The organism is Sporosarcina sp. P32b (genome assembly GCF_002743335.1).
GTDB lineage: Bacteria > Bacillota > Bacilli > Bacillales_A > Planococcaceae > Sporosarcina.
The window spans coordinates 33,369-46,964 of record NZ_PDZB01000011.1 but is presented as its reverse complement, the minus strand read 5'-3'; the positions used below and the strand labels follow the sequence as shown (position 1 = coordinate 46,964).

Here is a 13,596-nt window from a genome sequence, read left to right as displayed (position 1 = left end):
ACACATTCTGACTCCTATCTTGTATGATAGACAGTGGTTACAAATTTTATAATTGAAAAGAAGGATTTCTATGAAACGTAATAGTATTGTATTTCTCATATCCCAATTAGTAATTGTTATTTCTGTCTATTCAGTATACGGTAAAATCTCACTACTCGGCTATATTAACGCTTCCTTTTTCGTTAGTGGATTCCTGTTATTTATTGGTGGGGTTGTGTTTGTTGTCCGGACTGGCTCCTTTGACTTCTTCATGAAGAGCTCGCGTAAAGTGTTTGCTAGAAAGGGTCAAAGGGAGGTAATTGAATCTATGCGTGCTCCATCCGAAGTACTATCTGCGAGTCCTGCTTGGTTTTTCATCGCAGGTATACCCACCTTCATTCTAATGATTGTTGCGCTAGGTTTATACTATCTATAAAAAAATCTCGGCACTTCCTAAAAAGGAAATGCCGAGATTTTTAATTTACTGATATATTTTTTCAGAGGATCTTGAGTCTTTCCTTCTTACCACTTTGGATTACCGTGATTATTTACGATCTTCTACCTCGAGCTTACTACCATCATTGAATTTGATTTCTACTTCGAATTTTTCATAATCCGCTTGAAGGTTAAAAGCTTTTAGTATGCTATCAATTGTTTCTTGTTGTGAGCTGTCTTTTGTCACATCTAGATTTTTAACTTTTGAATAGACATCATCAAATGCTTCCTGACCTTTCAAATAGATTTCATTTAGCTCATCTTCTACTTTTGCTTTAATGGGTTCATTTTCATCTTGTTCAATTTCTGCTTCATACTCTTTGTCTTTTCCGTATGAAACGTCTAATTCGATTTCTTTAAATGAAAGCTTGTCCATTTCGGCTTGCATATCTCCCGTCGCCGAGTTAGCAGAGGAATCTGTTGTAGCATCTGGTACAGCTTCACTTGCGTTTTGATTCGTATCATCAGTAGCCGGCTCTAACGGCTGCTCCACCGGTGGATTCGTTTCAGTAGAATTTTCTTTTTGATCATCGGTTGCATTCGTTCCACACCCTGCCAATGCAAGCGCCATGACTGATACTCCTGTTATTATTAGTCTTTTCATAAAAATGTTCCTCCTAAATAGTCGTATTACTTTTATTGTTACCCTTTTTGCTACTTTCTAATCGGTTAGTTTTATTTAATGAAGGGTATGTTGGTTAGTAAAGGAGTGTTTTCAAATGAATAATCAGAATCCCTTAACTGCTAAAGAAGCAATTGACTCCATTGAATCTGCGTTACATACGGAAAGTACTTTACGCCGTGCGCACGCGACTGGTGTTGCATTTGATGCAACTTTCCAACCAACCGGGGCTGCAATACCTTGGTCAACAGCTGCTCATCTACAGCAAACGGAAGTTTCTGCTGTTGTACGATTTTCTCACAGTTCTACGAGTTCAAAACCAAATGAGCGATTGAATCCAGTTAAAGGTATGGCCGTGCGTTTCCAATTAGCTGATGGTACATTTACCAATCTGACTATGGTCAATGTACCGATCTTCATCAGTAAAACTCCTGAAGCCTTTATTCGTCTAATACAAGCATTTGATTCAAGCAGTACATGGTCACAACGTATAGATGCACTGATCCATGATACAGAGCACAAAGCATTTGCCTCTATTTTAAAAGAACTAAAACCATTCCGTAATTTCGAGTCCCTTCATTACTATTCTATCCATGCGTACTTTTTGAAGAACGATGATTTAGAGAGACAAGCTGTCCGATTTGAATGGCAACCCCTGCCCCAAAATGACTTGGATACTGCCAGCAAATCTATGGAAAATGAACTCATTCAAAGAGTTCAACAAGGACATCCTGTACGTTTTCGATTACTTATGCAATTAGCTGAACAAGGCGATGTAACGAGTGATCCCACTATCGCCTGGCCTAATGACCGAAAGAAAATAGAAGCTGGGATTCTCACACTGAACTCTCTTCGTTCAGATAACGCAGAATCCTTAGTCTTTGATCCAACAGTTACTATAGAAGGAATAGAGTGCAGTGATGATCCGGTATTACTATTCCGCTCCGCTGCGTACGAAGAATCCGCCAAGCGACGGGGAGTTAATAAGGACGATTAACAAATCTTTAGAAAACCTAGAGTGCGCTGTAATAATACTGCATTCCTTTTTACTATTTTCACTAAATAAATTACATTATAAGGGTTAGCACATTTAATTTCTGAAAGTCAGGAAAGTCTATAATCATTTAGAAACTCAAGTTCTTTCTTTGTCACCATTACCAAGTCATAATAAACTTGATTTTTTCGTTATATTTTTGTTAAACTATTAGCGTGTCAATTCAATGGACTAACCAAATTCACCAACCGATATGAATAAGAACGTGCTGGCTTGAACGGCAGAAGGGGTTGACTACTTACTATAAGGAGCTGATGTGTATGACAACAGAAGAAGAAAAAGTACTGGACATTATGGATGAAGATGAAACGGAAAAGGATTACTCCCTAGACCGTGTACCTTTAGAAGACCGTACTAAAAGTTGGCTGAGCATTACGAACATCACGTTCGGAATCGCAACTGCCATCTTTTATTTTCAAATGGGTAGTGTCATGGCGTTGCAATTCGGTGCACCAAACGCTATCGTATCAGCCATTTACGCCATCATTGTAGCTGGTTTGCTTGGTACCGTAATTGCGTACTTATCCGCTAAATCCGGCATGAACGTGAACCTCTTATCACGTGGTGGCGGATTTGGCTATATCGGCTCATCGCTAACGTCATTAATTTACGCTTCGAACTTCATTATGTATTGTGCGTTTGAAGGATTAATTCTAGTATCAGCTGTACACTATTTTACGCCTGACTTTCCTAAGTGGATTTTAATTGTTATTTTCGGAACGCTTGTTATTCCACTTAACTGGTTTGGAATCGAGCAACTGGATAAACTTCAAAAATGGTCCATGCCTGTATTTATGGTATTCCTAGTTGCAGCCATTGTTGTATCGTTCATCAAACCGGCTGTTTATACAGGTTCTGTGTTCTCCTATATGCCCGCAGGTGTCGAGTTCGGAGGTACTGCATTATTGTTCTGTATCGGGATGCACAATGGAATTATGGGATTGACTGCCTTACTCGCTTCAGATTATGCTCGTTTCTTAAAACCATCTGATCGAAAGTTTGGTTCTATTGCAATCGGCTTCATTCCACAGATTTTTTGTTACGGTGTAATGGGTGGACTTGGTATTTGGTTCGGTGTGCGATTCTTGGAGAAAGATCCAGGCGTATACATCGTGTTATTACTAGGCATCGGTGGTGCATTGTTTACGATGCTGACACAGTTGCGAATTAACGTAACCAATATCTATAGTAGCTCCCTATCGCTATCGAATTTCTTTGAGAATGTATTCCGTTTCACTCCTGGGCGTAGATTCTGGGTAGTGATCTCGGCTATAAGTGCTATCTTATTGATGCTCGGTGGAATCGTGGATCATCTAGATACAGTCATGACATTCCAAGGTGTGTTTCTATTTTCGTGGGCTGCTATTCTTGTAACGGATGCACTGGTTGTCAAGAAGTGGCTGAAGATAGGTCCTACTTATTATGTTTCAAGACAGGAATACTTGTATAAATGGAATCCTGTTGGTGTCGCTTCGTTACTAATAGCAAGTACATTTGGAGCGATCGCAGCTTCTGGTTATCTGGGTATATTCCTACAATCTACAGCCGCATTTATCGCCGCTATACTAGCTTCTATATTGACAGTAGTAATCGCTATGTATACAAAAGGTAAATACTATTTAGTACGCGAACCAAATGATATTACTGCAGATGATAGACTAGGGTAATAACTATAGTAATCCCTTAGAAATGTCAAAAACACCTGAAAGATCGTAAAAGTCGATCCTTCAGGTGTTTTCTATTCACTATCTTCAGATAATCCCCTACGTTGAATGCTTCCCCACTCACGTTTACCACGCAGTGCACGTATAATTCCTTCAGCGCGCCAAACGAGAGTTAATGGACGATACCAAAATACTTCAGTCAGCGATAGCATTACGAGACGGAATAGATCTTCTACTTTTGGATACGTGTTACGGCTCCATGCTTCCAATAATACTGATGCCATCGAAAACAAAGATCCATATAGAATAAATAATAATCCTAAAATGCCCGCGAAGATCATATACACCTCTCCCATGAATAGAGAAAGCACAATGTACGCATAGCCAGCTAATTCAATTAATGGCCCAAGCAATTCAATGAATAAGAAATATGGAATCGATATCATGCCTACTGAACCATACTTCGGATTGAACACCATTTTTTTATGTAACCAAAGACTTTCAGCCAGTCCTTGATGCCAACGTCGACGCTGTGTGCGTAGATCCTTAAAGTTATCAGGAGCTTCCGTCCAACAAACAGGATCTGGTGTAAAGACGATTTCTTTATCCTCTTTACGATCCGATATTTCCTCATGGAGCTTAACGACAAGTTCCATGTCCTCGCCTACTGTATTCTTGGCGTAACCACCTACTTGTAACACCCATTTTTTCGAAAAGACACTGAATGCACCCGATATGATTAATACTAGATTATATTTACTAAGCGCCATACGACCCATTAGAAACGCACGCATATACTCCACAATTTGCATCATCACAATAGTCGAGCCCGGTAAGCCTTCTTTGACAACTTGCCCCATCTGAATTTCATAGCCATTGGCAATCCGTACGTTACCGCCTGTCGCAATTACTTCTTTATTAGACTCCATGATAGGTTTCATTACGCGTAATAGTGATGTGCGATCCAATATTGAATCTCCATCAATTGAACAGAAATATGGATACTTTGACACATTGATTCCTACATTTAACGCATCTGCTTTTCCCCCATTCACTTTCGTAATCAAAAGTAAATTGGGGTGCATATCGGATTGATAGATCGTTTCGATCGGCTGTGTCTCAATTTGCTGATTCACTACTTTTCGAATGGGCCTCATATTGAAATGCTCGATCACGATATCTTCCGTGTTATCAGTAGATCCATCATTAACTACAAGTATCTCAAATTCAGGATACTGCAATGCCAACAACGAATAAATATTACCAAGCACACCCTCTTGCTCATTATAAGCAGGGACGATTACGGTCACAGGCTGTGTGTATATGAAATCTACTGCCCCTTCATCCGATAAATCCTTCTGTAACTTTCGTTCTTTTCCTAACTGATTGAATGCAATGATCAACATCGACGTATACGAGAAAATAACAGCCAACATATATACAAGTAATATATAGCCAACAAACGCAAAAAACGAGGAAGTAATTTCAGGTAAGTTCATCTCATTACTCCTTTCCAAACATCTCTTCAGCTACATCCACCGCGAACTCATCAGATGACGTAGTAATGACAGAATAAAGTGCTTGTTGACCATTTTTTAATGATTTCATCGACTTTGCGGCCTGCGCGCGAACTGGATAAGTAGAATCCTTTATCAAGTGTTTGAGTACAGGCAACGCTTCTTCCGTCGGTGCAGAACGAAAAATCTTGGCTGTCATCAAACGTTCTTCCCAAACATCTGAATACGAGAACCCTTCATATAATTTGAGAGCATCTGCCACTTCCAGTTCAGCTATACTCTTTAACGCACGGATACGTAATTCTTGTGCTGGGCTATCTAGACATTCATGTAACAACGGGAGCCAATCGAGATAGTGACGCACACCTACAATCTCAATCAACGTCAATTTCAACATGTCAGGTAATACGGTAAAATCTTCAGCAAGTAAACTAATTTGGGTCTCATCTAATTCCAACAATAATTTTTTATAATCAAACTCACCTAGCGTAACTTTGGGATGGATGAAATGTGCAACAAAATCAGTACGAGAAAACTTTATAATAATCTCATAAAGTAATAGATATTCTGCTTTTGGATAGACTTTCTTTTTCCTCAATATCTTAGAAACCGGTTCAAGCATAAATGTTAAATTGTATAAGCTTATTTTATTGAGCGTATTGATACGCACCCCGCTACTCCGACTAGAGAGGTCCTTATTATAATAATCACTCATATATAACGCTGCAAAAGCATTGATTCTCTCGTTAATTTCATCCGAAGTAAAGTGGTAGCTCAAACGAAAGAACAACTCATCAATCGCTTTGAGTTCTAAAGATCCGTTAGGCTTAAGGTCTTCAATCCGCATACCTTCTCCGAGTAAATATTCATACCAGTCGCCTTTACGATCTTCGATATATTCTTTGATTTTCTTCTTACTTTTCACTTCTTCCATTCTATAAAATACGAGTAAAAAGAACATAGAGAAAAGTAAGACTAGCAACACCATGATGACTAGTAGCAATGAGACTAATAACTTATCCATAATAAATCCGATTCAACACTTTCTTAATTTGTGATTCAAATAAATGCGGATTAAATGGTTTCGTTATATAGTCATCTACACCATTTTCATAAGCGAAAATCATTTCCGCTTCACTCTTTCGCTTCGTCATCATAAATACATGGTATTTCTGCGCATTCGGTAATTCACGTAGTGTGTATAGAACTTCTAAACCGTTTTTTCTCGGAAGAATGTCATTCACTATAACTAAATGAGTGTGCGATGATTGGTACCAGTCAGATTCAATAAAGTATTGGCCGTCATGAAACACTCGAATATCAAGATCAAGTTGTTTTATGTAAACGCGCTCCACTAGTTTCTGTATAACCATCGTGACAATGGGATCTTCGTCAATAATACTCACTCGTACACATTGCCTTTCTAATTTTCTAAATGTGCGATCCTTTACATAAGGTGTATTCCCTGGTAATTGTAATGCACGGTTTACCGAATCATTGCCTACTTGTAATATTTCTTCAAGCGTTGCATCTCCATTACGAATTTCAATTACTGAAACGCCTACTCGATACGAACGAGTTGTTTCTGTTCCGCGTAATCTATCAATAAATACATCTGCCTCCTCTTCTCCGGTATTAGCCATTAAAATTACGTCCGGTTCACCTGTCGGAAAATTGAACAATAAATCAGAGTTACGAATTTGCTCGAGGAGAATCTCCTTAATTTCAGGACTTTCAGGACTTTTGACAAAGACTACGGTGAATACTTGTCGAAAGCGTTTCGTATTCGCCATTTGCCAATAAAAGAGTTGACGAAAGAGTGAAGCATCCAACATATTCAGTTCACTATTTTGGGTTTTCATACACATTACACCTTTCTTCAGCTAATTTATTGTTAGAATTTCTTCACGCAAGTCTTCAAGAATCTGCCGAACATCAGTCATGATGTGATCGTATTCACTGTCATGCCCCAATAATTGAAGTTTTTGTATCCCATGTTCAACAAAACTTCATCGTAATATGCTTAAATGACCGTCAGAATGCTCTACAAGAAAAACCACCTAGGGTTTTATTCTCCAATCTCTTCACCGTTCTTCCTATCATAGGTTTCATCCAAAATCTCTTCCATCATCGGGAAGTAAGTCAACCAGTAGAAAGCTGATACATCTTTGGCAAAGTATTTATATACATTGTGTATCCCTTGCCATTTAACAATTGGATTTTTATCAAAGTCTGCATAATCTCCTGCAAAGTAATACGTATTTTCCTGTCGTTGATGTAATACTGCGGGGAATGTTTCAGGTATGCCAGCCTCTAGTAATACACTGCGCCCCTTTTCAGTTAAGTCAAATTCATAGGTTGCCAATATATTCGTTTGTTCAAACGGCTCTACTACATCAAACCAATAAAGATAATCAGATGAATTCACTTTAGGGAATTTCTCTTTTCCATCCTTCGTTAGTTCAAAATGGGCAGCACTTTTATTTTCCTGTCCATCCAACACAATCACTTTCCCAGACGTGTGGACAAACGCAAGACCCGCACCCGCAAACAACCACTCACTATTCATCTGTTCCCTATACCCTTCAACAAGCCATTGAGGTATTTCTTCATTCGCCAAATCAGTGAAATAGCGACCGATCCAACCTGTCCACGTAATGCCCAGATTTTTTTGCATGATCATGCTCATTTCCCCACTCGTAGGTGATGCAAAGCTATTAAATTCTGCAATCAATGTCGTATTCTCATCTTTACTAGCCATTAATTCGTTCCACTCTAGCAGTTCCATTCCCCCGTATAAAAGTTCAGAACGAGAACCATCAGGTTTATTCTTCAAATCATCACTAAATACACCATACGTATCCGCTACATAAATCATATCGAGTGGTCGAGCGATGAACGGTTCCATAGCTACTTGATCGTAAGGATCAAACCCATAATAATCGAGACCCAAGTCATAAAGCTCACCATCTGGCCGTATAATTTTCTTTCCATTCAATATATGAAATAAACCATTATGCTCACGATAATCTTTTTTTGCAACTGATTTATCTATTACTGCTATATCCATGATTTTCTCTTCTTTAAGAGTCCAATAAATTCTTGGTGACAACACTAGTAGGATCAACAATATGACTATGGTTATTTTTTTCACGAATGACGTCTCTCCCTTACTCCTGTCGATTACCATCTAAATATCCAAATTATAGTATCACTATACCATCTATTATTCTTTCAAACAATTAGTATATATATTTTTTTAGTCTAAATATACTAGTTTTTATGACTAATGTTAGTGTATAATTTTCTAGTAGGTCTTAGTTATTATTAAATCCTATTGGTTCTTACATGATTGAAGAAAGGTGACAACTATGTCAACAAAAGCACGATTAATTTGGATGGCGGCGATTTTATTGGTTCTTTCTAACTTCGTATGGTTAAAGCCCATGTTAACTATGCGCACGGATCAACCAAAAGCCACTTGGTTGTGGCATACATCCCAAATAGTAGATCAATCCGATTCACTCATTAACTTTCTAGATAAAAAGAACGTATCTACGCTATATCTGCAAGTCAATGCAGATATACCCGATGATGCATATCAACAATTTATTAAACAAGCTAGTGAACAGAATATTGAAGTACACGCCCTTGACGGTGCACCCCATTGGGCAACTGACCAATATTCTGTACAAAGCTTCTTCCGTTGGATTGAAAAGTATCAAGCGGTTTCAGAAAAAAATGAACAATTCGCGGGTATTCATTTGGACATCGAACCCTATATATTACCTACATGGGATTCAAGTTTACAAAATACTATTGAGAGCTATCAGCAAAACATACGATTTGCTGCTGGGGAATCCGCTCTTCTCGGATTGCACTTTGGAATCGATATACCGTTTTGGTTTGATACAACCTTCTATACAACCAGCATGGGTGAAGGTGTGCTATCCGAATGGCTAATCGACCAATCAGATAGTATAAATGTCATGGCCTACCGGAACAAGGCTAATGGTCGTAACGGAATGATCAGTTTAGCGCAAAGTGAAATAGATTATGCTAGCGCTGCAGGTAAAAAAGCACGCGTGGCAATAGAAACTAGTAAATCTTCTGAAGGTGACTATTTATCTTTCTTTGGTAAGAATAATGCCTACATGGAGAAACAGTTATGGGAAGTAGAGCAATCATTTAATCACTCTGAAGAATTTAACGGAATCGCTGTTCATTCGTTAGAAAGCTGGATGAAACGTAAGTAATGGCAAATATCGAAGAAAAGCCGTCTCATGAAGAGACGGCTTTTCTATATATAACGACATGAATGCTTCAAATTTAAGCTTTGTCATCTTGTTGATAGAATACAGGTGGCACAGATCCAAACACTCTACGGTGATACAACATAGGCTCTTTATCTTTCTCAACTTGGAGATCAACTACTTCACCAATAATGATAGTGTGGTCTCCGGCTTCAATCGTTTGGAACGTCTTACACTCAAACACGCCGAATGCATCTTCGATAATAGGCAAGCCATTATCCGACATTTCCCATTCGCATGTAGAAAAACGATCTTCTACACGGCTCGCAAATGTACTACAAAGCTCTTTTTGATCTCCTGCAAGTACGTGTACTGCAAATTTACCGCCTTCAGTGAATGCTTTAATAGAAGATACTCTATGATCGATAGACCATAAGAGGAGCATTGGATCCAAGGATACAGAGGCAAACGAGTTTACTGTCAGTCCAACTGGTGTACCATCTTCAGTTACTGCAGTAACCACTGTTACACCAGTGGGGTAATTCCCCATAATTTCTTTGAATAAATTCTGTTGTTCTTCTTTTTTCATGAAACATTCTCTCCTTTATAAATAAGCCAATTTCAGTAATAGATCTAGTCCATCACTTTTGTATTAGGCATGTCTACATCCATCATAGCACTTCCATCGCCTTTCTTCAGTTTTCTCATCTTGTTATATAGTTTTTTTAGTTTATGTATCTGTTCAACTATTTGCTATCTTCTTCGCTAAATCGGTTGTCGGTACTAAAGAATCACTTCTAGATTTATATGTTTACAAAACGCAAATGCGGATATTACTAGTATATGAAAGATTATTAAACATCTAGAGGAGGAAGTTTATAATGGATTTAAACAAACTTAAGAAAAATAATTTATTAAAAGTAGGAGCGGCTGCCATCCTTTCTGTCGGTGTCCTCAGTGCTTGCGGAGACGATGACCCAGTTATCGATGAAAATGATGATGTTGAAGTAGATCAGCCTGCAGATGTAACACCAAACGATGATGTAGATGTCAATGAGCCAGAAGATGGTACAACAGATGATGACGTAGATGTGAATGAACCTGCAGATGATACAACAAACGATGACGTAGATATGGAAGAGCCGGAAGTAGATACAGAAACAGATACTGAAGAGAAAAACTAATGAATTGTAATCTATAATACAAACAGAAAAGCCCCCTGAAATCACATAGTGATTTCAGGGGGCTTTCCTTGTTGCATATTTTCCGTGAACTTTGGCGTTTACCATATGCAAAACTCCATATTATGTATAATCTCCACCCTTTCATCACAACATGACAAGTAGTAGTGCATTAGTAAGTTATGAAAGTCCTATACAAGGAGGAGAACCAAGTGACAGAACCTAAACCGCATGAAGATACACAAAAAGGGATTAGTCGTAGAAATTTCATGAAAAATACCGGCTTAGTGGCTGGTGGTCTAGTTGGTGGATCATTATTCGGTGGTCTGCTAACTAACCAGCTACAAAAACCAGGCGCACCTATTAACTCAGAAACAGAAGGAAGTCACCTTTTAGAAGCACGTACATTCTTTAGTAATAGTGAAGACTTTCTTATCCTTTCCGCTGCTACTGAAAGGTTATTTCCTACAGACGATTTAGGCCCAGGCGCTATTGAATTAGGTGTCCCCTACTTTATCGACCGACAGCTTGCTGGCGAATGGGGCATGAATGCAAAAGAATATATGAAAGGGCCATTTTTGCAGATAGGGGCGGTAGATGCATATGAAAGCCAAGCAGACTCGACCCAAGATCAAGGCCCAAATGCTGAAACGCAAGTACCTACACCAGCCTTTAGATATCAGACTCCTATGACAAGAGGAGATATTTTCTTGGAAGGCGTACAAGCATTAGAACAAACCGCTCAGGAGAAATTCGAAACAAACTTCCGGAAGTTGGAGCCGCAACAGCAAGATGAGATTTTACAGATGTTCGACGATGGAAAAGCGAAGATGAACGGTGTCGCTTCTACTACGTTCTTTAATCTATTATTACAAACAACCATTGAAGGTGCTTATGCTGACCCTGTCTATGGCGGGAACCGCAATATGGAAGGCTGGAGGATGAAGGAATTCCCTGGTCCACGTATGAGTTATACAGCGGATATAGAAAAAGAAGACTTCATCGTAATGAAGCCTGAAAGCTTACGAAATTACCAAGGTCACTAAAAACAGGAGGAACTCATATGGCGAAAAAATTAAAAAAGGTAGATGTAGTTGTAGTAGGAAGCGGTTGGGCGGGTGGAGTAGTTTCTGCAGAGCTAGCCAAGGCCGGTTATCAGGTAGTAACGCTTGAACGGGGTAAAAAACAAGATCGACAAGACTATGTAGGAGTTAAAGATGAATTACGTTATACGGATCGGTACGAGATGATGCAAAACTTATCTCCTGAAACGATTACTTCACGCGTGAAAATCGAAGACACCGCTCTCCCTGTCCGGACAAGAGCAGAAATGATGGCTGGGACCGATTTAGGTGGAGGTAGTGTGCACTGGGCAGGTGCTACATACCGCTGGAGAGCTATCGATTTCGAATTACGTTCTAAGACCATTGAACGGTATGGTAAAGAGAAAATACCTGAAGGCATGACGATTCAAGACTGGGGTATTACGTATGATGAAATGGAACCTTATTACGATAAGTGGGAGAAAACCGCTGGAATTTCAGGTGAGCCCGATCCACTTGGTGACAAGCGTTCAAGTGATTACCCTAACCCACCTATGCTAGCATCACCGGCAGTAAAATTATTTAAAGAAACGACAGAGAGAATGGGTTATCATCCCTTCCAAGTTGCTGCCGGTAACTTATCACGAGCGTATACCAATCCAGACGGCGAAAAATTAAATGCTTGTATGTTCTGCTCATATTGTACGATGTACGGCTGTGATTTCACGGCTAAATCAGATCCATTGGCTACAGTTATTCCAACTGCACGCAAAACTGGAAACTGCGAAATCCGGACCAATTCTTTAGTACGTCGTGTTCTGCATAAAGATGGTAAAGCAACCGGGGTTATGTTTACTGATACACGTACAGGAATTGAATATGAACAACCAGCGGACGTTGTCGTATTGGGGGCATTTTCCTTCACTAACAATCGTTTGTTAATGCTCTCTAAAATCGGAACACAGTATGATCCAACAACACGCAAAGGAACAATCGGCCGTAACTTTAATGGACAATTCAATATCACATTCCTTGGAGCTCGAGGGTACTTTGAAAAGAAAAAGTTCAATCTCTACATGGGCGCAGGTGCTCTTGGTGGTACTATGAGTGACTTTGCGGGTGATAACTTTGATCACTCTAATGTAGACTTCATAAACGGCGGCGGTATCGAAATGCGTCAATACGGTGATGGGGCTATTTCTACGAACCACGTCCCAAGCGGCACACCAAAATGGGGACCTGAGTTCAAGAAAAACTCAATCCATTATGCGAATCGTTCGCTAGTCGCATGGTATACACCTGCTGTTATGTCATGGTGGCATAACTACGTAGATTTGGATCCAACATACAAAGATGAATACGGAGATCCCCTATTACGTATAACGAATCGTTACACGGATCACGATCGAAATATGGCGAAATTCGGAATCGAGAAATGTAGTGAAATCATGAAAGAAATGGGTGCCGATATCATTGACGAGGATGAAGTGCCTGAAGAGTTCGATCATATCTATTCAGGTGGTCACTACGCAGGCGGAATTATTATGGGGGCGGATCCTGAAACATCTGCAGTGAATAACTATCTTCAAATGTGGGAGATGGACAACTTATTCGTAGTAGGTGGTTCCGCATTTCCTCAATTCGGTGGACATCATCCGACTTCAACTATTGGCGCATTGGCATATCGGGCAGCAGAAGGTGTAGAGAAGTATTTAAATAATGGCGGTCAGCTTGCAGAAGCGAAGCAAAAGACTTTAAACGCCTAACAAAACATCTGGTTCTATCGTC

At 39.4% G+C, this 13,596-nt stretch carries 13 protein-coding genes; 7 read left to right on the top strand and 6 right to left on the bottom strand.

What is annotated here, in order from left to right:
• Nucleotides 1-70: 70 nt before the first annotated feature.
• Nucleotides 71-415 carry a DUF3899 domain-containing protein gene (locus tag CSV64_RS09340; protein WP_099634357.1) on the top strand — a complete coding sequence of 115 codons (345 nt, stop codon included), beginning with the start codon at nucleotides 71-73 and terminating at the stop codon, nucleotides 413-415.
• A gap of 108 nt (nucleotides 416-523) precedes the next feature.
• Here CSV64_RS09340 and CSV64_RS09335 read toward each other — a convergent pair whose 3' ends face one another.
• Nucleotides 524-1,078, bottom strand: coding sequence for a YusW family protein (locus CSV64_RS09335; RefSeq protein WP_099634356.1), 555 nt, complete (start codon nucleotides 1,076-1,078; stop codon nucleotides 524-526).
• A 115-nt stretch (nucleotides 1,079-1,193) separates the two neighbouring features.
• Here CSV64_RS09335 and CSV64_RS09330 point away from each other — a divergent pair, with 115 nt between their 5' ends.
• A complete protein-coding gene (locus tag CSV64_RS09330) occupies nucleotides 1,194-2,093 on the top strand; it encodes a catalase (RefSeq protein WP_099634355.1) in 900 nt (299 codons plus the stop codon).
• A gap of 317 nt (nucleotides 2,094-2,410) precedes the next feature.
• Nucleotides 2,411-3,817: a purine-cytosine permease family protein gene (locus CSV64_RS09325; protein ID WP_099634354.1), complete on the top strand. Its 1,407-nt coding sequence runs from the start codon at nucleotides 2,411-2,413 to the stop codon at nucleotides 3,815-3,817.
• A 71-nt stretch (nucleotides 3,818-3,888) separates the two neighbouring features.
• On the opposite strand, the gene CSV64_RS09320 is transcribed toward CSV64_RS09325, so the two are convergent.
• From CSV64_RS09320 to CSV64_RS09305, 4 genes are all read right to left on the bottom strand, one after another.
• On the bottom strand, nucleotides 3,889-5,313 hold the full coding sequence (locus CSV64_RS09320; RefSeq protein WP_099634353.1) for a glycosyltransferase family 2 protein: 1,425 nt from the start codon (nucleotides 5,311-5,313) through the stop codon (nucleotides 3,889-3,891).
• A gap of 4 nt (nucleotides 5,314-5,317) precedes the next feature.
• Nucleotides 5,318-6,355, bottom strand: a complete 1,038-nt coding sequence (locus CSV64_RS09315; RefSeq protein WP_099634352.1) for a HEAT repeat domain-containing protein — start codon at nucleotides 6,353-6,355, stop codon at nucleotides 5,318-5,320.
• Nucleotides 6,348-7,193, bottom strand: a complete 846-nt coding sequence (locus CSV64_RS09310; RefSeq protein WP_158233029.1) for a response regulator — start codon at nucleotides 7,191-7,193, stop codon at nucleotides 6,348-6,350. Before CSV64_RS09310 ends, CSV64_RS09315 begins: the two co-directional genes overlap by 8 nt.
• Before the next feature lie 206 nt (nucleotides 7,194-7,399).
• Nucleotides 7,400-8,485 (bottom strand): hypothetical protein, encoded by a 1,086-nt coding sequence (locus CSV64_RS09305; protein ID WP_143565200.1) that lies wholly within the window; start codon nucleotides 8,483-8,485, stop codon nucleotides 7,400-7,402.
• A 217-nt stretch (nucleotides 8,486-8,702) separates the two neighbouring features.
• Here CSV64_RS09305 and CSV64_RS09300 point away from each other — a divergent pair, with 217 nt between their 5' ends.
• A complete protein-coding gene (locus CSV64_RS09300) occupies nucleotides 8,703-9,587 on the top strand; it encodes an amidase (RefSeq protein WP_099634349.1) in 885 nt (294 codons plus the stop codon).
• 73 nt (nucleotides 9,588-9,660) lie between these two features.
• On the opposite strand, the gene CSV64_RS09295 is transcribed toward CSV64_RS09300, so the two are convergent.
• Nucleotides 9,661-10,173, bottom strand: a complete 513-nt coding sequence (locus CSV64_RS09295; protein WP_099634348.1) for a flavin reductase family protein — start codon at nucleotides 10,171-10,173, stop codon at nucleotides 9,661-9,663.
• Nucleotides 10,174-10,465: 292 nt separating this feature from the next.
• Here CSV64_RS09295 and CSV64_RS09290 point away from each other — a divergent pair, with 292 nt between their 5' ends.
• The 3 genes from CSV64_RS09290 (at nucleotide 10,466) to CSV64_RS09280 (ending at nucleotide 13,574) form a co-directional block, all read left to right on the top strand.
• Nucleotides 10,466-10,768, top strand: coding sequence for a hypothetical protein (locus CSV64_RS09290; protein ID WP_099634347.1), 303 nt, complete (start codon nucleotides 10,466-10,468; stop codon nucleotides 10,766-10,768).
• A gap of 209 nt (nucleotides 10,769-10,977) precedes the next feature.
• A complete protein-coding gene (locus tag CSV64_RS09285; RefSeq protein WP_233190434.1) occupies nucleotides 10,978-11,811 on the top strand; it encodes a gluconate 2-dehydrogenase subunit 3 family protein in 834 nt (277 codons plus the stop codon).
• Between the two features lie 17 nt (nucleotides 11,812-11,828).
• Nucleotides 11,829-13,574 carry a GMC family oxidoreductase gene (locus CSV64_RS09280; RefSeq protein ID WP_099634345.1) on the top strand — a complete coding sequence of 582 codons (1,746 nt, stop codon included), beginning with the start codon at nucleotides 11,829-11,831 and terminating at the stop codon, nucleotides 13,572-13,574.
• Nucleotides 13,575-13,596: the final 22 nt, after the last annotated feature.